This is a genomic window from Nitrospirota bacterium (assembly GCA_013388455.1).
GTDB lineage: Bacteria > Nitrospirota > Thermodesulfovibrionia > Thermodesulfovibrionales > SM23-35 > JACAFF01.
Map to the genome: position 1 here is coordinate 138,190 of JACAFF010000040.1, position 26,116 is coordinate 164,305.

Below are 26,116 nucleotides of genomic sequence, written 5' to 3' on the forward strand. Positions count from 1 at the left end.
TTTTACAGTAAATATTGAGGAGGTTACATGCTGAAATCAGTTGAAGATATTAATACAACAAAAAAACGTCTAAAGATAGAAATTCCATCTGAAGTTATTGAAAGGGAGATAGCAAGCTCTGTAGAAAAACTCAGACAGAGAGTTAAAATTCCGGGTTTCAGGCCAGGGAAAGCACCGGTCAATCTTTTAGAAAAACGTTTCGGTAAGGAAATTGAATCAGAAGTTCTCGAAAAAATAATTCCTGAATATTACACCATGGCTTTAAGAGAAGCTGATTTAAGACCTATTGATTTTCCAGTTCTTGATGAAGAAGTTGATTTTCAGAGAAAAAGTCCTTTAAACCTTTCGTTCACTATAGAAGTACTTCCGAAAATAGAGAACCTCAACTATGAGAACATAGCGGTAAAGGACATCCCTGTGACAGTTGAAGAGTCAGATATAGAGGAAACAATTAAAAAATTGCAAGATAAGAAAGCTGTATTTGAAGTCGCTGAAAAAGAAATAGAGATAGATGACCTTGTTATATTCGATTATATTGATAGCGAACTGATCAGCGGTGAAAAAATACCATCAATCAAGGAAATTGTCACAAGTATGGGGAACGAAATTTTTCCACCTGATCTAATGGAAAAGGTAATAGGAAAGAAAAAAGGAGATATAATTGAGTTCCAGCATTCATTTGATAAAATGCATAACGTGAAGGAAATTGCTGGAAAAACTTTGAATATTAAAGTTGCGATCAAGGAGGTTAAAAAGAAGACGTTACCTGAAATCAATGATGATTTTGCAAAGGATATTGGCTACGAAAATTTAGAAGAGCTTAGAGAAAAATTAAAAGAAAATATTTATAGAATCAAGAAAAATTATGCAGAAAAAATACAGAAAGCTCAGATTGTTAATAAACTTATTGAACAGCATAAATTTGACATACCAGAATCTATGTTAAAAAAAGAGATAGATACACTTTTGTTTGAGGCTAATAATATCAAGAAAGACACAATAGAAGAAAATAAAGGAACAGATTCAGAAATCGTTGATTCCATAAAAGATACCGAGAGCGAGGAGGACAAGAAAAAGGATGCAGAAGAACTTCAATCAAAGATTCACGAGAAAGCTTCAAAGAATGTTCAGGCTGCGATCATACTTCAAATAATCGGGCAGAAAGAAGGGATTACGGTCAATGATGAAGAATTAGAGGAACGGATCTCTGCTATTGCCACTAAACTTTCTGCTACGCCTGAAACAATAAAAAAATTATACATGTATCGTGAAGGTTCTCTGGAAAGTCTGAGAAATTCTATTCTTGAAGAGAAAGTTCTGGATCTGATTTTATCAAAAGCAAAGATTGAGAAAGAGGAGAATGCATGAGTATTATTCCGATTGTTATAGAACAAACAGGACGAACTGAGAGGGCATATGATATCTACTCAAGACTTTTGAAGGACAGGATCGTTTTCATAGGCACTCCAATAGACGATTATGTTGCAAATATTGTTATAGCACAATTGTTATTCCTCCAGACAGAAGATCCCGAAAAAGATATACATTTATATATTAATTCACCTGGGGGCATAGTATCTTCAGGCTTAGCAATATACGACACCATGCAATATGTCAAACCAGATATTGCAACTTATTGCATCGGACAGGCAGCCAGTATGGGAGCTCTTCTGCTATCTGCTGGAACAAAGGGAAAACGTTTTGCATTACCCCACTCACGAATCATGCTTCATCAACCAATGGGAGGTTTTCATGGTCAGGCAACTGATGTAGAGATTCATGCCCGTGAGATATTAAAGATGAAAGAATTATTGAATAAAATTCTCTCCAGACATACAAACCAATCGCTCGAGAAAATACAGATGGATACAGATAGGGATTTCTTTATGTCAGGAGATGAGGCAAAAGAATACGGTATTGTCGATGAAGTTATAAGCAGTATTAAGGAGAAAAAAGACTGATGGCAAAAAAAGATGAAAACAATCTTAAATGTTCTTTTTGTGGCAAAGGACACGATGAGGTAAAAAAACTAATAGCAGGCCCATCGGTTTATATTTGCAATGAATGTGTAGAACTCTGTAATGAGATTATAGCAGATTCTTTGTATGAAGAAACAATAACTTCTTCTTTGCCAAAACTTCCCACACCTAAAGAGATTCATCAACTCCTGAATGATTACGTAATAGGACAGGAAACTGCAAAAAAGATACTTTCTGTAGCAGTTCATAATCATTATAAACGCATTTACATTCCTGTTGAATCAGACGTCGAATTACAGAAGAGCAATATTCTCCTGATTGGTCCTACCGGTACAGGCAAGACTTTGCTTGCTCAAACTCTGGCTAAGATACTTGAGGTGCCTTTTGCAATTGCTGATGCTACAACCCTTACAGAAGCAGGCTATGTTGGTGAGGATGTTGAAAACATCATACTCAAACTTCTTCAAGCATCTGAATATGACGTCGAAAAAGCACAGCGTGGCATAATCTACATCGATGAAATTGATAAGATTAGCAGAAAATCAGAAAATCCTTCTATCACCCGTGATGTATCAGGTGAGGGTGTCCAACAGGCTCTGCTGAAATTAATCGAAGGGACTATTGCAAATATACCTCCACAGGGAGGTAGAAAACATCCTCAACAGGAATTCACCCAGGTAGACACTACAAATATTCTGTTCATCTGCGGAGGTGCATTCATTGGACTCGATTCTCTGATTGAACAAAGAATAGGACAAAAAGTAGTAGGCTTTGTCCCTGATTTGGGAAGAAATAAGAAGAAAAGTATTGGGGATGTGCTCAGGCTTGTTGAACCTGAAGATTTAATAAAATTCGGCCTTATTCCTGAATTCGTTGGAAGAATGCCTGTTATAGCAACATTAGACGAACTTGATGAGTCAGCACTTATTAAAATACTAACCGAACCGAAAAACGCACTGATAAAACAGTATCAAAAGCTTCTTGCACTTGATAATGTCAGACTTAAATTCACAGATGGTGCACTATCTGCTATTGCAAAAAAGGCTACTCAAAGAAAGACAGGTGCACGAGGTTTAAGGGCTCTTCTTGAAGAGATTATGCTTGATGTTATGTATGAAATCCCTTCACAGAAAGGAATCAGGGATTGTCTGGTCACAGAAGAAACTGTATTGAATAATGAAAAACCGATCCTTACTTTTGAGCGTCAGGCTGAATCAGCATAGAAATTCTAAAACCAGCATTTCAAACTCTAAACTCTATATTTAGGTTTAACCCAAATAATGCAGACATTGCTCAAAAATTTCTTTAACTCGATGAATACATCTGCATTATTCTAATTGCATTTTTCGAGTTAAGAAAAAGCTACCCCTATAGTACGGAGAAAATTTGTAACAAGGAGTGGGTTGAATTCTTTTCCAGCTGTTTCAAGTAATATACCCTCAATAGAAACTTTGTTTAAAGGTTTTCTGTGTGGAAGTTCTGCACTTAATGTGCAATAAAAATCTGAAATTGCAACTATCTGGCTAAATATATGCTGCTTTCTTTCCATCTTCCTCATTTCAGGATATCCAGACCCGTCATATTTCATATGATGCTCATAAGCAACAACAATTGCAATCTCAGGAACTCTCTTAAGCGATGCTAAAGAGCAGCACCATATTCAGGATGTTTCTTCATTAATCTCCATTCGGCCTCGTTGAGAGCATATTGCCTGATAAGGAGATCTGCAGGTAAAAGCGTCTTCCCGATATCGTGAAGGAGTGCGGCAAATCCTATATCATAGAGAAGTGCATTACCAAAACCAAGATATTCACCTTGAGCAATAGATAGCAGTGACACATTAAATGAGTGAATATAAAGGTCTTCAGCATCTCCATTGAGAGGGATAAGCGAATCAAGAATTTGCCCTATCAGGCGAACATTTGCTATGATGCTTCCTATAACAGCATCTATAGTTGTCATGTTAATATTACTGTAAGTAGATATATCACGATATATACGTTTAACTTGAAGAATATCGTCCTTAAGGATCTTTTCTGAATATGGCACTTCACTAACAGAAGGCTTCTCGCTTTTTTTAACAGCTATATGTTCATAGGAATGAAAAAAATTGCCCGAAGACGCAAGATCACCGAAAAACCTCTCAAGTTCATCAACACGTAAACCTTTACTTATAATTATTGTATCAACCCCCTTGCTTTTCAATTTTATATAAAATTTCTTTAGCTCCGGATAGCCCAGTGAGACCAGGACACCATTAATAAGCATGCTGTTGTCGTTATTCACAGTAATTTTTAAAAAATGCTCGATATGAAGTGATTTAATAATATCGACTGCTTCAGCCGCATAACTGGAAACAGCCTCCTGCTTATCTGGATGCAATCTGTAACTGGTCATTCCAGAAACAAAACAGGAAATTATTCTCGATATCTCCTCTATCATATTACAATCTCTTGTTTCCCTACTGGCAGACTATATCTATCTATTAGTTTTTTACATATTTCAATAACCTCCTTATTGTTAGAATGGATACCATATTCAACAAGCGGTACAATAGTTTTTGCGGGATAACTGTGGAGCGTTCTGAAGATTTCGATTTTCAGGCTATCAAACTCATTCTTATGAAGCAAACTTTTTGATCTGCATATTTTAAGAAAATGGCTAATTGCATTGACATCGCCAATTCTGGCAAGTGCTCGGATAATATTCCTCTTTAATAAAAATTTCTTAGCGCGGATGTCCTTCTCCTCTAACAATCTTATAAGATGTGGCACAGCAGTTTTGATTCGGTATGTTTCTGAAAGCTTGACTGCAATCTTTTGCAAATGAAACACACCGCTTTTTAGAAATTTTATAACATAGACATCTGCTATAGGGTTCTGAAAGCTAAGAAGTGTCCTCAAAGCTTCAAGCCGAACAATTGGCACATCGTGTTCTAAAAAATTTTTCACCTCAGGAGTATAACTATGACCGTGACACTCCCTTAAAAGATAGAGCATATTTCTTAAAACATACCATCGGCTGTCACGCAGATATTTAGCTATATGCTCGAGAACATCACTTTTAACAGAAGTCAGAATTGTAATCAGGAATCTTCTTGTGCTTGGGTTGGATTCCTCAGTAAGACCATCGAGCAAATATGGTATTAGAAAAGACCGCAGACTGCTGATAAGTCTTAATACGATATCTTTTTGTTTTCTGCCATATAAACGAAGTGCTTCTACCAATTTAGTGTTAATTTTATTTAAAGAAAAAATATTAATTATCATAGCTGATGCTTGAGCACTCCATTTGCCCTGCAACGAATATGCCTTCAGGGAATTGTATATTTCTAATATCTTTTCGAAATCTCCTTTTTCCAGATATAACTCTATAAAGAACACGAACCTTTGCTCGAGTTTCCGATAGGCATAATCATCAAGTGAATTTGATTCAATAAGATTAATCATAACGTTGAATAAAGCATCTGTAATCGCTTCTTCATTGCATTCTGCAATAATAGAACTATAAGGTTCAGCTTCATTAACCTCTTTCATTATTTTTGAGTAAAGGTTATTAAATATATCTCCATCCTGATATTGTGATAGGTGCGATTTATTGAAAAGATTTGCAATTTCCTGGGTTATCTCTATATCATGGATTACTGCTTTACCATTCGTTACAAAGTCATATATGAAATCACAAACTTCAAGTGTTCTGTGCGGAACAAAAGCAGGCTGTTCAGAAGAAATATCTTTCTCACTATTTGTTACTGGATGTGCATATGTTCCATGTGTCTCCTCTGGTGAGATGTCTGTCTTCTGATCCAAAGCAAGGGGTTCAGAGTTAAAAAAAGAAGCATAACGTTCCTCAAACGCTTGCCTAAGACTAGGCTTAAGCCTCGTGAAAAATAACCTGCACCGTTCAATCTCATCTTCTTTACGAACATCAGAGGCTTTACTAAAGTAAGCATGGATAATCCTGTCCGTCACATCCAAATCCGGTGTTTTGAAAAGCATAGCATTAAGTAAATTCGCCATATCAAGCGGTGGGATACCCTTTATTATATGCTGGTTTTCAGGGGAAATGTTATTTTCGATGAGAGATTCAACATACTCGGCATAATTTATATCTTCCGTTTTATATGCATCATACTGCGTAATTGAATTTGTGTTAGAAAGAGAAGAATCTTCAGATATTTCAGACCAAGACTTTGTGCTTAGATAATCCTTAATTAATCCAATATTTGCTGCATCATCTAAAGGAGATGCTCCATTGGGACGTGGTGAAAAAGAAGCATCCTCATGGCCTTTCTCCATATAAAACATCGTGCTAACATAATCTTTGATAAATCCTTCATCATCAATACTATGTAGTGTTGCCAATCCAGCATCACCCATATGGGACTCTTCTGAATGAATACTTATTCCTGTTATATTTTTCTCAGAGATAGCATTAGATAGTTCCTCAAAATTTAGCTTCGTTGTTGAAATAATTTTATGAAAGCTGATTAATTCTCTTCTGGTAAGCTCCTTATTAAATGATAATGCCTTAATATTCTTGCTTTTGAGCCAGGATGCAAAATTTTCAAAAACTAAGATATCGCCTTCCAGCATCATCCCGTCAGTCATTAGCCTCTTCTCGAGTATTTCTATACGTATGTTAGGTTTTCCTCTAAAAACTTTTTGTAAACAAATAAATGCATTCTTCAGAGAATCAGATATGAGAGGATGATTATAAGGATATAATAGTGAATTTACATATGCTGCATAAAGATTGATTACCGCATCCGAAATAAACCTGATTTCCTGGGGATCTCTTGCCTTGTCTAATGATTCCTGCACTGCTGACCTCTCTGGGCAGTTGAAAATTTAAAAATTATCAAAACAAGGTTCTTCACGAACACTTCCTGATGCCCTGGGAAAAATCTCAAGCCAGTACCGGGACCCATAGTCATTGCCCACCAATAATAGTTAAACATAACTAATAGTTAAATATAATTTCAAGTCTTTTGACAAAGGGCATTTTGTCCTGCGCTAAGAACCTTTCCGTTCTCGCTTCTTTCAAACATCGGCAAAGAATGTCCCTGCTATTTCCCTCTCAAAAAGGGTTTTCATTCGCTGGCTTTGTGATTACGTTCTTCCTCTTTATCTCTTTAAAAAGTTACAATTAAATAAAGCATTATTAACAGCAAATCGTAGAAATATATTATAGATATTATAGAATGTACCAATGGACGCATGATTTTTTGCCACCGAAAAGGAAAGATACGACAGTGTAGGTTTTCTGGTTTTACCTGGTCTTGTAATGCATTCGTCCCACCCAGGCATTTCGCGAATAGTTAGTATTGATGGTTGAAACAAATCGTGGAAGATCGTATTAACCTTGAAGAAAAAATTCTCTCTGATTATAAACGAAAATTAAAGACAGTAAGCAAATAATTCCTTAATAATTAACAATAATGTTTCGGCAGAATAACAAGATTCGTTAATAATGTGATTTTACTTATAAACCTCTTATCTTGGTTCTACCCCTTTTAATAGCCTTCTCTATTGAAGTTTTAACTATTGCTTTTAAAGGTTCGTCATCAAGGGAGGTAATTGTCTGTTCTATGAAAGATAATTCCTCAGCGTTCAGAGATAAATCTTTTTGTCTCTTTTTTACTGCTACAGTATTTTCTTTAGGTGAAACTTTACCAAGCCTGAACCTTACAGTTCTTACACCATAAGAGTATAGTTTTTTGAGAATATCCTCTTTATAAAATTTTAGTTCCTGAAGCCAGACAGGGGAATCTACATTCAGCAGTAGTTCACCATTAGAAAATGTATAAGGTGACATATGATGGGAAAGTGGTTCATTGAAAATAGTTTTCCACTTCTTTTTTATTTCAGCAAATTTTACACGCTCTTCAATGCCGATATTTTTTATAATAGGCCCAAGTAACGAATCAGCCCTCTCCACTAAACCGCCTTTTTAACTGCTCCTGAGCGAAGGCATCTCGTGCAGATAGTTAGACACTTAACCCCTTTTTTAGTAATTATACGCATTCTCTGTAGATTTGGCATAATTATTTTTTTTGTCTTGTTGTTAGCATGGCTTACATTATTACCAATCGTTTTCTGTTTTCCACATATAGCACAAATTGCCACTTTTATTACCCTCCTTAGACTTTTATGAACAAATTTAGTATTTTCTGATTGTTGTAAAAATTGCAATAAAAAGGTTTATTATGATAACATGTAAAAATTAATGTTACAAGTATTCTACAAACAGGAGATGTATGTCAAAGATAAGAATTTATGAACTTGCAAAAAAACTGGAAGTAACAAATAAACTTATTATCGTTGAGCTTGCTAATCTTGGCATTGAAGGGAAAACGCATTCTTCAAGCATTGATTCTGAATTAGCCAAGAAAATAGAAGAGGTTCTTATTAAAAAATCTAAAACAAAAAGAGAGCTACCACCTGAACCTGAACCCGAAGAGGCTAAAAAAATAATTGAGAAACCTGTTATTCAAGAAAAACCGGTCGAACCTGAGATAACTGTTGAAGTAAAAAAAACTGAAATAGAGGCGGAAAAAATTTCCCTGCCGGTTGAAGAAAAAAAACCTGAAACCAGAAAAACTGAAGCAAAAGTTCCTGTAGAAGAAGATGATTTAAAAATTCCTGACAGGTTTAAAAAAGAGATTGAGACAGAAAAGATTGAAAAATTTAAAACTAAACCAGGTATGCAAAGGGCTTTCCAGAGCATAAGAAAGATCGAACCTAAAAGATGGCACGAACAAAAACCTGTCAAAAGGATTAGTAGACATAAACCATATCAGACCGAAGAGCGAAAACCACAGATGCAATTGGTAGTTCAAAGGAAAAAAACCTTAAAACTGCGAGAAGGCACGACTGTAAAAGAATTTGCAGAACTTATCAGCGTAAAACTGTCCGACATTATAAAGAAATTCATGGAATTAGGATATATGCCTACAATTAATCAGCCTGTTGACACTGATGCTGCTCTTTTAGTTGCAGAGAGTTTCGGAGTAAAACTTGAGCTCGCACCTATAGAAGAAGACACAATCGATGAAGTTATTCCAGAAGATCAGAGCAAATTAGTTCCAAGACCTCCAGTTATAACAATTATGGGACATGTTGACCATGGAAAAACATCATTATTAGACGCAATACGAGAAACAAAGGTAACAGAAACAGAAGCAGGAGGTATAACTCAGCATATTGGGGCATATAAAGTAAAACTAAAGGATAAGGAGATAGTATTTCTTGATACCCCAGGTCATGAGGCTTTCACTGCTATGAGGGCAAGAGGGGCAAAAGTTACTGATATAGTTATTCTCGTAGTTGCTGCTGATGATGGTGTCATGCCACAGACTATCGAGGCTATCAATCATGCAAAAGCTGCAAATGTCCCGATCATTGTTGCCATTAACAAAATTGATAAACCAGAAGCAAACCCTTCAAAAGTTAAAAATGAACTTGCTGAACATGGCATCATTCCTGAAGAATGGGGAGGACAGAACATCTTCGTTGAAGTCTCTGCAAAAAAGAAAATTGGTATTGAACATCTTCTTGAGATGATCCTGCTTCAGGCTGAGGTGATGGAACTCAAAGCAAATCCGGATAAATTTGCGAGAGGTACAATTATAGAAGCAAAGCTTGATAAAGGAAGAGGTCCTGTTGCAACTGTGCTTGTTCAATCAGGAACTCTAAAGGTATCAGACATTTTCATTGCAGGTATCCATGCTGGTAGGGTAAGAGCATTAATAGATGACAGTGGTAAACGTGTTTTAAAGGTCGGGCCTTCAACCCCGGTTGAAGTAATCGGATTTCCAGATGTGCCGGATTCAGGGGATACTTTTACGGTTGTTGATGACGAAAAGAGGGCAAGACAGATAGCCCTTTCAAGACAGCAGAGACAAAAACTTGCAGAAATAGCAAAAACAAGAAAACTGACACTTGACGACCTCTATGCTAGGATAAAAGATGGTGAAATTAAGGACCTTAATATTATTATAAAAGGTGATGTGCAGGGTTCTGTAGAAGCAATCAAGGAAGCTGTTGAACACATTGCACACCCTCAGGTAAAGGTAAAGGTTATTCATTCATCTGTTGGAGGTATTACCGAATCAGATGTCATACTTGCTGCAGCATCAAACGCAATTGTTATAGGTTTCAATGTCAGGCCTGAACTGAAAGCTTATCATACAGCGGAAAAAGAGGGAGTTGATATAAGGCTTTACAATGTAATTTATGAGGCAATCGATGATGTGAAAAAAGCCCTCGAAGGTTTACTTGAACCTACGCTAAAGGAAAAAATACTTGGGAGGGCAGAAGTTCGCCAGATATTTAATATATCGAGACTTGGGACCGTTGCTGGTTGCTATGTTCTTGAAGGCATAATAAGCCGCGCAAGCGAAGGAATAAGGGTGATAAGGGATAATATAGTTATTTATGAAGGGAAAATAAGTTCACTCAAGAGATTCAAGGAAGATGTAAAAGAAGTGCAGTCAGGATATGAATGCGGCATTATGATAGAGAATTTTAATGATATAAAGGGTGGGGATATTTTAGAAAATTATATTATCGAAAAGATAGCAGCAAAACTTTAAAACACAGTCGATAGTCAATGGTCAGTAGCTAATAATCGAATATACAAAATTAACCCAAATAATGCAGATATTGCTCAAAAATTTCTTTAACTCGATGAAATTATTAAATTATTTTTATTTGTTATATGGATAAAAATATTCATAAAACTATTAGTTATAGGTAAACTAAGGTATCGAAAAATAAATTTTTTCATAACATCTGCATTATTCTAAATGCATTTTTTAGGTTAATGACTGATGACTATTGACGAAGGCAAATATGCTTCCTTATAAACGCTCACAAAGAGTCAGCGATCTCTTAAGAGAAGAAATCGCAGATATAATCACTTTTAAGTTGAAAGACCCAAGGCTTGGGTTTGTCACTGTCACTGGGGTTGATGTCACAGATGATATCAAGATAGCAATAGTTTATATAAGTGTTCTAAAGGATGATGAAAAAAAGATGACAGTGGATATCCTTAATGCTGCAAAGAATTTCATAAGAACAGAGCTCGGGAAAAGGCTCAGAATGAAATCTATTCCGACTATTTCCTTCAAGCTCGATGTCTCCATAGAATATGGTAACAGGATTGAAAAGATACTCGATGAAATAAGGCATAAGAATGAAAGTTCCTCATAACTTAATATCCTTTCTCAAAAAAGAAGATAATTTTCTAATAACAACGCATATTAATCCTGAACCGGATGCAATAGGTTCTTCTTTAGCCCTCTCAAAGGCACTTGAATCTATAGGAAAAAAGACAGTCCTGTATCACAAGGATGGAGTTCCCGAAATATATACCTTTCTCCCTGGACAAGAGACTTTTATCAAAAAAAACAAGGAAATCGATAATAATAATCTGTCTTTAATCCTGCTTGACTGCAATACTCTGGATAGGGCTGGCATAGAGAATACCGTATTCAAATATTCTGTTGTAATAGATCATCATGAAACAGATAAGAACTTCGGCGATATAAAATGGATAGAGCCATATGCAGCAGCTACAGGCATAATGATATTTTATTTATTGAAAGAGATGGGAATTGCCTTAACAAAAGATATTGCTACAAATCTTTATGCTGCTATTGCTATTGATACCGGCACTTTTCGTTACAGTAATACGAATGCAGAAGTCTTAAGAGTTGCTGCTGAATTAGTCGAGGCAGGAGCAAGCCCATTTATCATTGCAAATAACCTTTATGAAACATGGTCAAAGCAAAGATTTGATCTTCTTATTATGTCTTTAAATACACTCGAAATAATTGATAAGATTGCTTTTATCTCAGTCACAAAAGAGATGTTTCAAAAAACAGGCACTTGCCCGGATGATACAGAAAACTTTACCAATTTCCCGAGAATGTTAAAGGATATTCATATTGCTGTATTATTCAGACAGGAAGGTGATGACTTATGGAAGATCAGTCTCCGTTCAAAAGGAGATATCAATGTCGCAAAGATTGCATTGCATTTTCATGGCGGCGGGCATAAAAATGCTGCAGGATATAAGATAAGAGGTAATCTGAAAAGTATCAAAGAAAGCTTATTGCAACAAATTTATTCTCTTAAAAATAAAGAATAGTTTTTTTACTATTTCTGATGTAACATTTTAAGTTCCCTAATTCTTTTGGGATGTTTAAGTTTTCTCAAAGCATTCGCTTCTATCTGGCGAACCCTTTCACGGGTAATCGACAGATGTTTACCTACTTCTTCAAGAGTATGGTCTCTTTCAAATCCAATACCGAATCTCATTCTTAACACCTGCTCTTCTCTGGGCCTGAGCGTATGAAGAATTTCCAGCATCTTTTCAGATAGCATTGTTTTCTCAACATCTGAATAGGGAGATTCGCAATTATTGTCAGTTACAAAATCTCCAAGTGTCAAATCCTCCTCCCCGACCGGGGTCTGAAGAGTTATTGGTTCCTGTATAGCCTTGAATAAATTTTCAACCTTTTTGTCAGGAATTCCCAGGCGTTCAGCGATTTCTGATATATTCGGCTCTCTTCCTAATTGGACAACAAGCTCTTTAGAAGCCTTTATAATCTTATTATAAAGCTCAACCATATGGACAGGAAGCCTTATTGTTTTAGTTTGATCAATAAGCGCCCTTGTGATTGCCTGCCTAATCCACCATGTAGCATAAGTGCTGAACTTAAACCCTTTTTCATATTTAAACTTGTCTACAGCTCTTATGAGACCTATATTCCCTTCCTGTATAAGATCAAGCAGAGAAAGCCCTCTACCAATATAATGTTTAGCTATATTTACAACAAGTCTTAGGTTATGGGTTATTAATGTGTCCTTGGCTCTTTTAATAATCTCTTTTGCTCTTGTGATTCTTTCATATCGTGCTCTCAGTTCATTAAGTTTAATCCCGGATTCGGATATAACCTGATGATAAATCTGTTTAACCTCTTGTGCAATCCCTTCAAGTTTTAATAGATTTCCATTCTTTTTTTTTCTTTCGCATATAATTCTTTTTAAATTTTTAAAAGTTCCATACTTAGAAATCTTTTTGTCTGCAGTAATAACCTTTTCCATCATGGATTCAATCCTCCTTAATGTCTCCATGATAGATTCTTCCATAATATCTTCATGATCATGAAAATCTTCATTCTGTTTTAAATCTTTTTTAATTTTTTCATAAAAAGGCATTGAAGTAACGAGTTGTTTTATAATAACTTTTCCTTCTTCTATTCTTTTAGCAAGCTCGGTTTCCTCATCTCTTGTAAGGACAGAAATATCGCCCATAGAATGAAAATAAGCCTGAACAAGGTCTTCTCCTTTCTCATATTGAACATATTGATCTTTATCTACTTCTTCCTTTTCTTCAATCTGTGACTCCTGTTCGTCAGTAATATTAACCCCCATATCCTGTAAAACATCTATCAGATCTTCAACATCACTGTGGGATGTAAACGCATCGGGGAATACGCTGTTAATTTCACTATAAGATACCTTCCCTCGTCTTTTCCCAAGATCAATTATTTCTCCAAAAATATCCCATTCCTTCATAGGGTTAGTTTCCTTTTTTATAAGTCGAATTTATTATCATTTTATATCACTTATTTAAAATAATTTATTATTTATTTAATAAAATATTAATGCACATTTTATGCCACCTATCTCCAATTTATAACCTGTTGATTTTAAAGATATAAAAATGCTCAAAGAAAGGTAATCAAGAAAAATGGACGCTTTTTGTCAGTTTTATTTATGTAAAATGGTATCTAAATTATGTAATCTATTTCACTGGGGAGGAAATTACCCTGATTAATTGTTCACTGCGAACTATGTGCCATAGGTTTAAAAATAATCTCGATTACTATATTGTTGACACCTCCGCAGAAATCGCTTTTTTGAATACCAACCTCTCACCTTCAAAATCAACGAGCACTATATCACCATCCTGAAAAGTTCTGTTTAGAATCTTCATCGCAAGTGGATTTAGTATTTCTCTTTGCAGAGCCCTTTTCAGAGGTCTTGCACCATAAACAGGATCAAAGCCGATCTCTGCAAAATACTCTCTTGCACTATCGCTCAATGTTATATCAATATTTTTCTCTTTGACATATTTCTTCATTCTATTAATCTGAATATCTACTATCTGCTTGAGGAGTTCTTTTGTCAATGGATTGAATATAATGATTTCGTCAACTCTGTTCAGGAACTCAGGCCTAAAAAATGCCTTAAGGTCTTCATTTATACGTTCTTTCAATTCAACATTAGTAATAACCCAGTATGCATCAGGACGTTTCTCCCTTTCCTCGAGCATCTCCTGTATATGTGCACTTCCAATATTAGATGTCATTATCACTACTGTGTTTCTGAAATCAACTGTTCTTCCATGACTATCGGTAAGTCTACCATCATCAAGTAGTTGCAATAGCAGATTAAATACCTCTGGATGTGCCTTTTCAACCTCATCAAATAATATTACAGAATAGGGTTTTCTTCTCACAGCTTCCGTAAGTTGTCCTCCTTCCTCATAGCCTACATATCCAGGAGGAGCACCTATAAGCCTCGATACTGTATGCCGTTCTTGATATTCAGACATATCTATCCTTATTAATGCGTTTTCGTCATCAAAGAGAAATTCAGCAAGAGACTTTGCAAGTTCTGTTTTGCCAACACCTGTAGGACCAAGAAAAATAAAGGATCCAATGGGTCTATTTGGGTCCTGTATACCTGCTCGGGCTCTCCTTATTGCATTGGATACTGCCTCAATTGCCTCATCCTGACCAACAACCCTTTGTCTCAGACGTTCATCCATATGAAGTAACTTCTGAACTTCACCTTCGAGCATTCTACTTACAGGGATTCCTGTCCATTTTGAAACAACTTCTGCGACATCTTCCTCATCTACTTCTTCTTTTAGCATCTTCCTCTTCTTCTGTGCTTCCAGAAGTTTCCTGTTTTCCTCTTCAAGAGCCTTATTGAGACTAAGTAATTTGCCATATCTTAATTCAGACGCCTTTGTCAGGTCTCCTTCACGTTCTGCTCTCTCTGATTCTATCTTTGTCTTCTCAATCTGTTCTTTATAATCACGAATTTTAGCGATAATTTCTTTCTCACTCATCCATTGTGCTCTGAGTTCATCTCGCCTAGTCTGAAGATCAGCCATTTCCTTGTTTATCTTCTCAAGTTTATCCTTTGAGTCTTTTGAATCTTCACGCATTACAGCCTGTTTTTCTATTTCAAACTGTCTTAGTTTCCTTTCTATCTCGTCAAGTTCTACCGGCATACTGTCTATTTCCATTCTTAATTTAGAAGCAGCTTCATCAATAAGATCTATTGCTTTATCAGGCAAAAATCTGTCAGTTATATACCTGTTAGAAAGAATTGCTGCTGAAACAAGAGCTGAATCTTTTATTTTTACACCATGATGAACCTCGTATCTCTCTTTTAATCCACGTAAAATCGAGATGGTATCTTCAACGCCCGGTTCTCTAATAAGAATTGGCTGGAATCTTCTTTCGAGAGCAGGGTCTTTTTCAATGTGTTTTCTATATTCATCAACAGTTGTTGCCCCAACACACCGAAGATCACCACGGGCAAGGGCTGGTTTTAGCATATTTGATGCGTCAATTGCGCCTTCTGCAGCACCTGCTCCAACCAGTGTATGAAGCTCATCAATAAAAACTATAACTTTTCCCTCAGACTGTTCAATATCCTTTAGTACTGCTTTCAAGCGTTCCTCAAACTCACCTCTAAATTTTGTTCCTGCAACAATGGCCCCCATGTCGAGCGCAACAACTTTTTTATCCTTTAGCGTTTCTGGCACATCACCTGCAACAATCCTCTGAGCCAGTCCTTCAGCGATAGCTGTCTTCCCAACACCTGGTTCACCTATTAATACAGGATTGTTTTTTGTCCTCCTTGAAAGAACCTGTATAATTCGTCGTATTTCGTCATCCCGTCCTATGACTGGATCTAATTTACCTTTTCTTGCAAGTTCTGTAAGGTCTCGGCTATACCGTTTGAGTGCCTGATATTTCTCTTCCGGATTAGGATCAGTAACACGTTGTGCACCCCTTATTTCTCTTAGAACAGAAAGCACTTTATCAGAACTAACCCCATATTTTTTCAATATATCAGAACATGGGCCATCTATATCTATTAAAGAAATTAGAAGGTGTTCTACACTTATATATTCATCTTGCAAGTGCTTTGCACTCTGCTCAGCCTTCTCGAATACCAACTTCAATCTTGGAGATATATAAATCTGCCCTAAAGGTGTTGCACCTATAACCTTCGGAAATCTGTCAATTATCTCCTCAACATCTTTCTGAATAGCAGTATTGTTTTTTCCGAGTTTTGTGAGTATCTGCGTGGCTACACCTTCATCATCATTCATAAGTGCCCAGAGCAAGTGTTCTGCATCAATTTGTTGATTTCCTTTACGCTCTGCTAGTTTTTGAGCTTCTTGTATAGCTTCCTGACTTTTTATAGTAAATTTATCCATTAGAAATCCTCCTTAATCCTCAAAAAAAATCCTTTTCCATCTTTCAATAAAATCCCTTTTGATATCTTCCTCGAGGAAATTCATCATCTCTTCCATCTCTTTTTGAAAAGCTTCCAGCCTGCTTTTCATTCTCAGTATTATCTCAACGCCTGACCTGTTAACTCCGAGTTCTCGTGTGAGACGAAGTATCATTGCTATCTTTTCCACATCTTCCTGAGAATATAGTCTTGTTCTCTTTGTCCTGTGTGGAGTAATAAGTCCCTCTCGCTCATATAATCTGAGAGTTTGAGGATGTACACCGAGCATCCTCGATACAACACTTATCATATATAAAGGTTGCTTTTTATCCGTTGAATCAATCATTTATGGAACAACGCCTTTCTTGGATCTTCTTTATATAATGTCTCAATAATCTTTATGGAATCACGTTCTTTATTACTGATATTTTTAGGAACAGCTATCTTAATATCAACATATTGATTTCCTCTCATGCCAGTCTTTGGTGAAGGGAATCCTTTCCCAGAAAGTTTGAATCGCTGGCCACCCTGGGTCCCAGGCGGGAGGGTCATCGCTGATGTCCCATCAAGCGTTGGTATCTCAATCTTTGCTCCAAGAGCAGCCTCTCCAAAAGTTACAGGTAATTCAAGGTATATGTCATCTCCTTTTCTCTTAAATATTGGATGGGGACGCACTGTTATTTCAATCAACAAGTCCCCTGGAGGTCCACCAGCGGTCCCTGCACCTCCCATACCCCTTACCTTAACCCGTGATCCTGTATCAGCACCTCGTGGAATCTTCACCTTAACTGTCTCCGCTTGCAGAACTTTCCCGCTACCTCTACATGAAGAACAGACTTTTGTAATTTTTCTACCTGTGCCACCACAAACTGTGCATGGCTGGGACATCCTGAAAAATCCTTTTGAGGTCTTAGTGCTCCCTGTTCCTTTGCAAGCATCGCAAACCTGAGAAGATTCTGCACCAGAACCCTTACATGTTTGACACGGGACTTCTCTGTTATAAGAAATAGTCTTTGTAACTCCAGAAAATGCCTCTTCAAGTGTTAGCTCAAGGCCGATAATCATATCGGGGCCTTTCATGTATTGATTTTCAGGTCTACCCTTAGCACCAAAAAGATCCGTAAATATATCACCAAAACCACTAAAATCGAATGTGTCTCTGAAATCATATGTTCTGAATCCTTCAAACCCCGGCCCTCCTGCTGAAAAAGCCGAACTCCCAAACTGGTCATATTCAGCCTTTTTCTTTGGGTCACTCAGAACCCCATAAGCTTCATTTATTTCTTTGAACTTCTGTTCAGCCACTTTATCACCTGGATTAAGGTCAGGGTGATATTTACGCGCAAGTTTCCTGAATGCCTTTTTAATCTCATCCTGTGAGGCATTTTTACTTACACCAAGTATTTCGTAGAAATCCTTTGTTCCCGAAGCCATAATAATATTAATATAATATCTTTTGAGTAAGTCTTTGTCAAGAATTTTATTATGAAATTATAAACATATAGAATTCAATTAACCCAAATAATGCAGATGTTGCTCAAAAATTTCTTTAACTCGATATGATTATTAAATTATCAATATTCGTCTAATGAATAAAAATATTCGTAAAACCATCAATTATAGGTGCAATAAGGTATCGAAAAATAAATTTTCTAACAACATCTGCATTGTTCAATTGCATTATCGGGTTAAAAATTATTTAATTTATATATCATATGCTTAAATGGCACTATGATTGCTAATATCTTGTATATTAATTTAAAAAAAAGATATTATTAAAATAATAGAAAATTAATGAAAGATTATTTAACACGGAAATTTGCTTATTCACCGCTTCAGTTGTTGATAACTGCTATATTTTTATTATTTGTTGTCGAAGCTTTTATCATGTTTTTCTTTAATCTTATACCACCATTGCCATTAGCACTTGAAGTAATAATTGATGCCTCTATCCTGACCTTAATAAGTTCGTTAATCCTTTATTTTTCTCTCTATCGGCCTATGAATCTACATATTAAGGAACGTTATATAGCTGAGGAAAAAACAAATTTAGCTTATCAGGAACTGAATCAGGTATTCCAGGTAGCAGCAGATGGCATTCGTATTATTGACAGAAACTTTAATGTGCTCAGGATGAATGACACATTTGCTACCCTCGCCGGAATTGATAAAAATGAAGCGATAAGTAAAAAATGTTATGAAATGTTTCCTGGTTCCATCTGTAATACAGAAATGTGTTCTTTGAAACGTATCCTCAATGGTGAAGATCGGATTGAATTTGAATCAATCAGAGAACGTAATGACGGCACATTAATTCCATGTATTATTACAGCAACTTCTTTTAGAAACCCTGATGGAAAGCTTATTGGTATTGTCGAGGATTTTAAAGATATTACAGATAGAATACAGTCAGAAAAATTCCTAAGAGAAAAAGAAGAAAAACTCGATGCCATGTTGAGGTCTATTGGTGATCACATGAGCATGCTCGATAGAGATTTAAATATTATATGGGCTAATGATATTGCAAAAAAAATCTTCGGGGATGACATAATTGGGAAAAAGTGTTATACAGCATATCATAAAAGGGATAAACCCTGTGAACCCTATCCATGCCTCACTCTGAAAGCTTTTGCTGATGGAAAAGTGCATGAACATGAAACCACAGTAATAGATCAAAACGGAAATATTCGTAACTACCATTGCACTGCAAATGTAGCTTTACGTGATAAAGATGGCAATCCAACAACAGTGATTGAAGTTTCAAAAGATATTACAGAAAGAAAAAAAGCTGAGGAGGCACTGAGAATATCAGAAGAAGAAAAGAAAATTATCTTAGACTCTATGTCAGAACGATTAAGCTATCGTGACCTTGATATGAAGATTATTTGGGCAAATAGGTCTTTTATCAAATCTTCTGGATTATCCACTGACGAAGTAATAGGGCGCCATTGTTATGAGATTCTGCATAAACGAAGTGAACCCTGCTCTGAGTGTCCTATTCATACCAAAATAATCCAAACCGGAGAATCTCAGGAAGCAGAACAAAAAACAGCTGACGGTAAAATCTGGTCTGTAAGAGGACATCCTGTAAAGGATATCTCGGGAAATATTATAGGCACATTAGAAATAAGTTCTGATATTACAGAACGAAAAAAGGCAGAGAGGAAAATTGACCAGCTTAAAAAACAAATAGAATTTATCCTTGGAGCTACTAAAACAGGACTCGATATCATTGATTCTGAGTTCAATATTATTTATATAGATCCTGAGTGGCAAAAGATATATGGTGATTATAAGGGCAGGAAATGTTACGAGTATTTTATGGATCGCAAAGACGTTTGCCCTAACTGTGGAATTCCCAAGGCTTTTAAAACAAAGGCTATAACCATTACCGAGGAAATTTTAGTAAAAGAGGGTAATAGACCAATACAGGTGATTACAATGCCTTTTCAGGATGAGGAGGGTAGATGGATGGTTGCTGAGGTCAATGTTGATATCTCTGAACGCAAAAAATTGGAAGAAGAACGTCTCCGTAGTCAGAAACTCGAGTCACTGGGTATATTAGCAGGTGGGATCGCACATGATTTTAATAATATCTTAACAGCTATAGTCGGCAATATAACATTTGCAAAAATACTTCTAAATGAAGATAATGAAGTGTCCAAAGCCCTTGCAATGGCTGAAAAAGCATCAAAGCGGGCAAAGGATTTAACACAACAATTACTCACTTTTTCGCGAGGGGGGGAACCGATCAAAAAGCCCATTTCCATCTCCGAGCTTTTGAAGGATACTGCCCTTTTTGTATTAAGTGGTTCTTCTGTAAAATGTGAATTTTTCATTGATGATAATCTTCTCCCTGTTGAGGCTGACGAGGGACAGATAAGTCAGGTAATAAATAATCTATTAATTAATGCAATGCAATCAATGCCACAGGGAGGAACAATTAGAGTTTATGCTCAAAATGTCACAATAAAAGAGGAAGAAATATCATCCCTGAAAGAGGGAAAATATGTAAAAATAATAATACAGGATGAAGGCCATGGCATATCAGAAGATTATATTACAAAAATTTTTGATCCTTATTTCACAACTAAACAGAAGGGAAGCGGATTAGGACTTACTACAGCTTTTTATATAATTAAAAAGCATGATGGAGACATAGATGTAAGCTCAAAACTTGGAGTCGGTTCAACCTTCACAATATATCTACCGACTTCAGAAAAATCTAATCTTATAACAAAAGAAAAGATGGAAACGCCCACTACTGGTAAAGGAAAAATTCTTGTTATGGATGATGAAGAAATACTCAGAGAATTCACCTCTCGCATACTGACCCGTATAGGTTATGAGGTTGAAACAGTAAGTGATGGCACCGAAGCAATTGAACTCTATAAAAAGGCAAAGGATTCAGGAAAACCCTTTGATGTTGTTTTACTTGATCTAACTATACCTGGAGGCATGGGAGGTAAAGAAACAATAAGGAAACTTCTTGAAATTGATCCTCATATTAAAGCTATTGTCTCCAGTGGTTATTCAAACGACCCTATTATGTCCAGATATAAAGAATTCGGGTTTAAAAACATCGTCTCAAAACCCTATACAATGAGTGAACTCAGTAAAGCTCTGCAAGATGTTCTCAAAAAAAACTTCTGAAAATCTACTTATAAATTATCTTTCTTGCATGCATCCATTATGGAGCCAGTAAAAATAATCGAAAAATACTATGACAAACTTTCGAAAGCATACAATATTTTGATTTGTCACAGTAAAATGGTTACAACAAAAGCCTTAAGAGTTGCTGAAAGGGTTCGCCATCTGAATCCTGATTTTTCTTTTATTTATGAGGCAGCGATGATCCACGATATCGGAATTTTTTTGACAAATGCCCCGCAGTTAGGATGTCATGGCAATAAACCATATATATGTCACGGATATTTAGGCAGAGAACTTATTGAAAAAGAGGGATTTCCTATTCATGCCCTTGTTTGTGAAAGACATGTTGGCGTGGGGATTTCTATTGAAGATATTGAAAAAAAATATTTACCCCTTCCTAAAAGAGACATGATTCCTGTATCCCTTGAAGAACAGATTATCTGCTTTGCTGACAAATTTTTCTCCAAAAACGCTGATATTTTATATAAAGAAAAAACAGTCGTAATGATAAAAAAATCCATTGCAAAGTTTGGTGATGAGAAACTGAAACAGTTTAACAACTGGCTGGAGATATTCGGCGGTTAATAGATAATCTTTTCTAAAAAAAGTCCATTTGGAGGGGCTGTTGGCCCTGCAAATTTCCTGTTACCCATTGCAAGAATTTCCTTCATACTTTTTTCTGAAATCCTACCTTTACCTATCTCAACAATTGTTCCTACAATATTCCTGACCATGTGTCTAAGGAAACCATCTGCCTCAATTCTTATCTTCATAAAATTACCTCTAAAAGACATGGTCAGGAAATCAATTTTCTCAAGTTTATATATGCCTAAAGAGAATATTTCTCTTATAGGATTTTTTATGCTGCTACCAGTCCCCATAAAAGATGAAAAATCGTGTTTTCCAACAATTTCTTGAGCAGCTATCTCCATCTTTTTTAAATCAAGAGATTGCTGAACCATCCATACATATTTATAAAGGAAAGCCGAAGATTCTCTCTGGTTTGAAATAATAAAAAAATAACTTTTCTTAACTGCATTTTTTCGTGGATGAAACGAATCTTCAACAATTGATGCATCGAGAATCCTTATATCATGAGGGAGAACTGCATTCAAGGCTTTCTTTATTATCTCTGGTTTAAGCTCAGACCTTGTCCTGAACACTGCGATCTGCCCGAGTGCATGCACCCCAGCATCTGTTCTACTCGCTCCGATAACTCTTGATGATTCACCTGTAATCATTAATACTCTGTTCTCAATAATGCCCTGTATCGTCTCCCCCTTTTTTTGAATCTGCCATCCCTGATATGATGTGCCATCATATTCGATAAGAAGCTTTATTTTTCTCATGACTAAGAATATATCATACTTATTCTGATAAAATAACTATTAGGGATAAACATGATTGATATTAACAGGCTCAAAGAACAGATAAAAAGAAATTGCAATATTTCAGATGCTAAACACTGGGGTTTTTATTCAATATGCGGACTACTGCTCAGGCTAAGAGAATTATATCGCTCTGAGCATGAGGTAGGTCTCTGGGAAAAACTTCCTCAAAAAGAGGTTGGGGAATGGATCTTTAACAGAGAAATTCTCTGGAAACAGCTTGAGAATGAAGAATATGGAGATATAACTATAAAAAATAATACCTATAAGCCTTTTGACATCGAAAATATTAATACAGAATTAAAGAACGAAGGGTTACTTTACGGAGCAGGGTTAGGTATAAATCTAAAGCCATCCTTTTTTCTTGCAGAAATTATGTCTCAAGAAAAGATTGGGGGATATGAATGTTATATAACAGGACATGAATATGCAAGAGATCTTTCTAATTACCCGGCTATGTTACAGGATAAAACTATTTTTGTACGGATAGATCCATTAAAACAACTTCTCTGGCAACGTTTTGAAGAATTAAGGTGCAAAAATACAAAAAGTGCTCTAACTTACGCTTTCTCAAGATATGGAATTTCATCTGAGGATTTACCTTCAGCGGATACAGAAAGACAGATTTCTCAAATAGCTACTTCTGAAGCAGAAACTTTTATTCATCATGAAATCGGAGAAGCATTTGAAGAAGAAATAATCGGAAGTGAATGGAAAGAATTTCTCACCTATTTCCCACATACAAAAGCAGAAATATTCGTTCGTTCACTTAAAGACATGTTATCTGATACTTCTGACAATGGTATGCTTAAATACATTATTGCGAACCAGAAAGAGGGCTCACTTGGTTTCTACATCGTTTTTCTAACTGGCATGCGTAAAGTTCTTTTCCCCGAAATTATCGATGCTTTCAACATCTTTACTGAAAAATGTGATTGGTCATATATTGATAAAGCCAGAAAACTTGGATATAAAAAGGCTATGAGTTATGTTGAAAGACTATTATCTAAAAATCAAATATATAAGAATGAAAAAGATTTAATTGCGAAGTATATAGAAGATTCTATACTAAAAAAAGATTTCTCTTTATGATAGTAAAAACCTAAATCCAGTAATAATTATACTTTTTGGCTGTGATATAATTCTTATCTATGAGAAAAATAAAAAAAGCAAAAGAGCTTAAAGCTTTCCTTAGGATTCTCAGCGAACGTGCATCTGGTGTGAATAAGGAAATCGAGCAAAAAGTAAAAACTATACTCGATGATGTAAAGATAAATGGGGATAACGCTGTTTTAAAATACACAAAAGCTTTCGATTCACCGCATATCAAAACAATAAAACTTTCTTTTAATGAAATATCGAAATCTGCCTTTGAAGCAGATACACGTGTAGTAAATGCTCTTAAACTATCTGCAAAAAGGATACGTGCATTTCATGAAAAACAGATGGAAAAATCGTGGTCGTTTTCTGAAGGGAAAACCATACTCGGGCAAATAATCAGACCAATAGAGAGAGTGGGGATATATATACCAGGTGGCAGAGCATCTTATCCATCTTCTGTTCTGATGAATGTTATACCTGCTCAGGTTGCAGGAGTGAAGGAAATAGCCATCTGTGTTCCAGCTCCTGGAGGAGAGATAAATCCTCATGTTATGGCTGCTATAAAATTACTCGGTATAAAAGAAGTTTACAGAATAGGCGGGGCACAGGCAATAGGCGCTATGGCTTACGGGACAAAAACGATCAGAAAAGTTGACAAGATTGTAGGTCCGGGAAATATTTATGTTGCAACAGCAAAGAAATTGGTCTTCGGCGAAGTTGATATCGATATGATTGCAGGACCAAGTGAAATTCTTATAATCGCTGATAAATCTGCAAACCCGGCATTTATTGCAGCTGACCTTCTCAGTCAGGCAGAACATGATGAACATGCATCATCCATTCTAATAACTTATTCTGAAAAACTTGCAGACGCTGTTAATGCAGAAATTATATCACAATTGAATGCCTTAAAAAGAAAAGATATTGCAAAAAAGTCTCTTGAGATGTATGGAGCTATTATAATTACAAAAAACATAAATGAAGCTTTAAATCTATCTAATTCTATCGCTCCCGAACATCTTGAAATAATGACAGCAAAACCTGAGAGAGTTCTTCCCATGGTAAGAAATGCTGGAGCGATATTCCTCGGCAATTGGACTCCTGAGGCATTAGGGGATTATTCTGCAGGCCCTAATCACACCCTTCCTACTGGTGGTTCATCACGATTTTTCTCACCACTTGGAGTATACGATTTTATAAAACGAACAAGTCTACTCAGGTTTTCAAAAAAGGCATTTAAAAATCTATCAGAAACAGTCAAGACAATAGCTGAAGCAGAAGGCTTGGAGGCACACTGGAAAAGCATATGGATAAGAGAGTTTTTTTAAAAATGATCGCAGCTTACAAACAGCAAAAAAAGAAAATGGCTTCTATCTATTGCGTGAAGTCAGCAGTCATTCAATATATACAAACAACGACAAGACAATCCCGATAAAAAGACATACCACAATTGACAGAATAACAGCTAACGAGTTATGTAAGTAGGCTGGACTCAAGCCGAAGTTTTAGTGACTTATTTCTCACGGCAATACCAGAATGTGAATTAATACGGTGAATACGGTGATCCCCAGAAAAATCATAGACAATAGTGATGTAAAGCTTTCTACCTTAATAAAAACGCAAAAGCATTCTTACAGGAGCAGTTTAAGCTCTGGAGTTATCAGTATTTCTGGGAAGGAACACCCCGCCTTTCAGGCACCCCTCTACAAGAGGGGAATTATCAAGGCAGTGGTTTTTCAAGTATTACGAACTTGAGCAATACGAAGAAACGCTGGCGAATTGTAAATATGAAGACGGAGATTTATTTTATTCCCCTTTAATAAAGGGGTGGACTGCCGAAGGCAGGACGGCGTATTTACCCTTTGATTTTCAGAAGAACGCACTTAAAATGCTCTATGTAGTAGATAATAAAATCTCTTTTGCCCATTTTATCAATAGGATAAGTTTCTGGATGGCGACTGGCTCGGGCAAGACGCTGATTATTTGGACCAATTCAAAAATCATATTTCTGAAAGGATTTTTGCCGAAGAAAAAGACCCCCAAAAATATCCTATTAGCCGCGATGATTTTGATATAACTTCAAAATTTTATGAATTTTTGGGCGATAAAGTCGCTTTGGTTAAATATGATTGCGAAGTGAAGGTTTTGACTAAAGCGAAAGAAACTCACTCTTTGAGCCGGAGTTAATTCTTAACCGGATTTTTGATTACCTTGGGGTTAAAAGCAAGGAGTTTGAGAAGTTTAAGAAGTTAGAAAATGAAATCGTGCATTTCAAAAAGGTTAGCTTTAGCGATGGTGAAAAATACGAAGGATTCTGGAAGCAATTGAGAAGGTAAAAACTATCCACAAAAATTTACTAAAGAGAAAGAAATTGATGAAAAGTTTGAAAAAACAAATAACGGATTTACTATATACACAAAACTATTGCTTAAGCCAAAAC

20 protein-coding genes are annotated in these 26,116 nt (G+C 36.0%); 10 read left to right on the forward strand and 10 right to left on the reverse strand.

Annotated features, from left to right (window positions below; genetic code table 11):
* The first annotated feature begins 27 nt into the window (after window positions 1-27).
* Genes tig through clpX form a run of 3 tightly spaced genes read left to right on the forward strand, consistent with a single transcriptional unit; the run spans window position 28 to window position 3,202 of the window.
* Window positions 28-1,368, forward strand: coding sequence for a trigger factor (tig, locus tag HXY53_09750; GenBank protein NWF76827.1), 1,341 nt, complete (start codon window positions 28-30; stop codon window positions 1,366-1,368).
* The gene (gene clpP, locus HXY53_09755) at window positions 1,365-1,961 is read left to right on the forward strand and encodes an ATP-dependent Clp endopeptidase proteolytic subunit ClpP (protein NWF76828.1); all 597 of its coding nucleotides are present in this window, start codon (window positions 1,365-1,367) and stop codon (window positions 1,959-1,961) included. Before tig ends, clpP begins: the two co-directional genes overlap by 4 nt.
* Entirely contained in the window at window positions 1,961-3,202 is a 1,242-nt protein-coding gene (gene clpX / locus HXY53_09760) for an ATP-dependent Clp protease ATP-binding subunit ClpX (protein ID NWF76829.1), read from the forward strand. The genes clpP and clpX overlap by 1 nt, the downstream gene beginning before the upstream one ends.
* A gap of 128 nt (window positions 3,203-3,330) precedes the next feature.
* Here the strand turns inward: clpX and HXY53_09765 are convergent, their stop codons facing one another.
* The 5 genes from HXY53_09765 to HXY53_09785 form a co-directional block, all read right to left on the reverse strand.
* On the reverse strand, window positions 3,331-3,567 hold the full coding sequence (locus HXY53_09765; GenBank protein ID NWF76830.1) for a hypothetical protein: 237 nt from the start codon (window positions 3,565-3,567) through the stop codon (window positions 3,331-3,333).
* A gap of 53 nt (window positions 3,568-3,620) precedes the next feature.
* On the reverse strand, window positions 3,621-4,421 hold the full coding sequence (locus HXY53_09770) for an HD domain-containing protein (protein ID NWF76831.1): 801 nt from the start codon (window positions 4,419-4,421) through the stop codon (window positions 3,621-3,623).
* Window positions 4,418-6,802, reverse strand: coding sequence for a HEAT repeat domain-containing protein (locus HXY53_09775; GenBank protein ID NWF76832.1), 2,385 nt, complete (start codon window positions 6,800-6,802; stop codon window positions 4,418-4,420). Before HXY53_09775 ends, HXY53_09770 begins: the two co-directional genes overlap by 4 nt.
* A 661-nt stretch (window positions 6,803-7,463) precedes the next feature.
* The gene (locus HXY53_09780; GenBank protein NWF76833.1) at window positions 7,464-7,919 is read right to left on the reverse strand and encodes a DUF721 domain-containing protein; all 456 of its coding nucleotides are present in this window, start codon (window positions 7,917-7,919) and stop codon (window positions 7,464-7,466) included.
* The gene (locus tag HXY53_09785; GenBank protein ID NWF76834.1) at window positions 7,919-8,107 is read right to left on the reverse strand and encodes a 50S ribosomal protein L28; all 189 of its coding nucleotides are present in this window, start codon (window positions 8,105-8,107) and stop codon (window positions 7,919-7,921) included. Before HXY53_09785 ends, HXY53_09780 begins: the two co-directional genes overlap by 1 nt.
* A gap of 131 nt (window positions 8,108-8,238) precedes the next feature.
* Between HXY53_09785 and infB the strand changes: the two genes are divergently transcribed.
* From infB to HXY53_09800, 3 genes are all read left to right on the forward strand, one after another.
* On the forward strand, window positions 8,239-10,575 hold the full coding sequence (infB, locus tag HXY53_09790) for a translation initiation factor IF-2 (GenBank protein NWF76835.1): 2,337 nt from the start codon (window positions 8,239-8,241) through the stop codon (window positions 10,573-10,575).
* 259 nt (window positions 10,576-10,834) lie between these two features.
* Window positions 10,835-11,194, forward strand: coding sequence for a 30S ribosome-binding factor RbfA (gene rbfA, locus HXY53_09795; protein NWF76836.1), 360 nt, complete (start codon window positions 10,835-10,837; stop codon window positions 11,192-11,194).
* Window positions 11,178-12,134 carry a bifunctional oligoribonuclease/PAP phosphatase NrnA gene (locus HXY53_09800; GenBank protein ID NWF76837.1) on the forward strand — a complete coding sequence of 319 codons (957 nt, stop codon included), beginning with the start codon at window positions 11,178-11,180 and terminating at the stop codon, window positions 12,132-12,134. The genes rbfA and HXY53_09800 overlap by 17 nt, the downstream gene beginning before the upstream one ends.
* 8 nt (window positions 12,135-12,142) lie before the next feature.
* Here the strand turns inward: HXY53_09800 and HXY53_09805 are convergent, their stop codons facing one another.
* The 4 genes from HXY53_09805 to dnaJ all read right to left on the reverse strand — a co-directional run bounded on the left by HXY53_09805 (window position 12,143) and on the right by dnaJ (window position 17,968).
* Window positions 12,143-13,567 carry a sigma-70 family RNA polymerase sigma factor gene (locus HXY53_09805; protein NWF76838.1) on the reverse strand — a complete coding sequence of 475 codons (1,425 nt, stop codon included), beginning with the start codon at window positions 13,565-13,567 and terminating at the stop codon, window positions 12,143-12,145.
* 310 nt (window positions 13,568-13,877) lie between these two features.
* The gene (gene clpB, locus HXY53_09810; protein NWF76839.1) at window positions 13,878-16,517 is read right to left on the reverse strand and encodes an ATP-dependent chaperone ClpB; all 2,640 of its coding nucleotides are present in this window, start codon (window positions 16,515-16,517) and stop codon (window positions 13,878-13,880) included.
* A 12-nt stretch (window positions 16,518-16,529) separates the two neighbouring features.
* Window positions 16,530-16,880 (reverse strand): MerR family transcriptional regulator, encoded by a 351-nt coding sequence (locus HXY53_09815; GenBank protein ID NWF76840.1) that lies wholly within the window; start codon window positions 16,878-16,880, stop codon window positions 16,530-16,532.
* The gene (gene dnaJ / locus HXY53_09820) at window positions 16,877-17,968 is read right to left on the reverse strand and encodes a molecular chaperone DnaJ (GenBank protein ID NWF76841.1); all 1,092 of its coding nucleotides are present in this window, start codon (window positions 17,966-17,968) and stop codon (window positions 16,877-16,879) included. The genes HXY53_09815 and dnaJ overlap by 4 nt, the downstream gene beginning before the upstream one ends.
* A gap of 360 nt (window positions 17,969-18,328) precedes the next feature.
* Here dnaJ and HXY53_09825 point away from each other — a divergent pair, with 360 nt between their 5' ends.
* Together HXY53_09825 and HXY53_09830 are read left to right on the forward strand one after the other, a co-directional pair.
* Entirely contained in the window at window positions 18,329-21,187 is a 2,859-nt protein-coding gene (locus HXY53_09825) for a PAS domain-containing protein (GenBank protein ID NWF76842.1), read from the forward strand.
* Window positions 21,188-21,226: 39 nt separating this feature from the next.
* A complete protein-coding gene (locus HXY53_09830; GenBank protein NWF76843.1) occupies window positions 21,227-21,772 on the forward strand; it encodes an HD domain-containing protein in 546 nt (181 codons plus the stop codon).
* On the opposite strand, the gene truA is transcribed toward HXY53_09830, so the two are convergent.
* Window positions 21,769-22,548 (reverse strand): tRNA pseudouridine(38-40) synthase TruA, encoded by a 780-nt coding sequence (gene truA, locus HXY53_09835; GenBank protein NWF76844.1) that lies wholly within the window; start codon window positions 22,546-22,548, stop codon window positions 21,769-21,771. The two genes, HXY53_09830 and truA, sit on opposite strands and share 4 nt — an antisense overlap.
* A 39-nt stretch (window positions 22,549-22,587) precedes the next feature.
* Here truA and HXY53_09840 point away from each other — a divergent pair, with 39 nt between their 5' ends.
* Window positions 22,588-23,667 carry a hypothetical protein gene (locus tag HXY53_09840; protein ID NWF76845.1) on the forward strand — a complete coding sequence of 360 codons (1,080 nt, stop codon included), beginning with the start codon at window positions 22,588-22,590 and terminating at the stop codon, window positions 23,665-23,667.
* A gap of 59 nt (window positions 23,668-23,726) precedes the next feature.
* The gene (hisD, locus tag HXY53_09845) at window positions 23,727-25,004 is read left to right on the forward strand and encodes a histidinol dehydrogenase (GenBank protein ID NWF76846.1); all 1,278 of its coding nucleotides are present in this window, start codon (window positions 23,727-23,729) and stop codon (window positions 25,002-25,004) included.
* Window positions 25,005-26,116 lie beyond the last annotated feature (1,112 nt).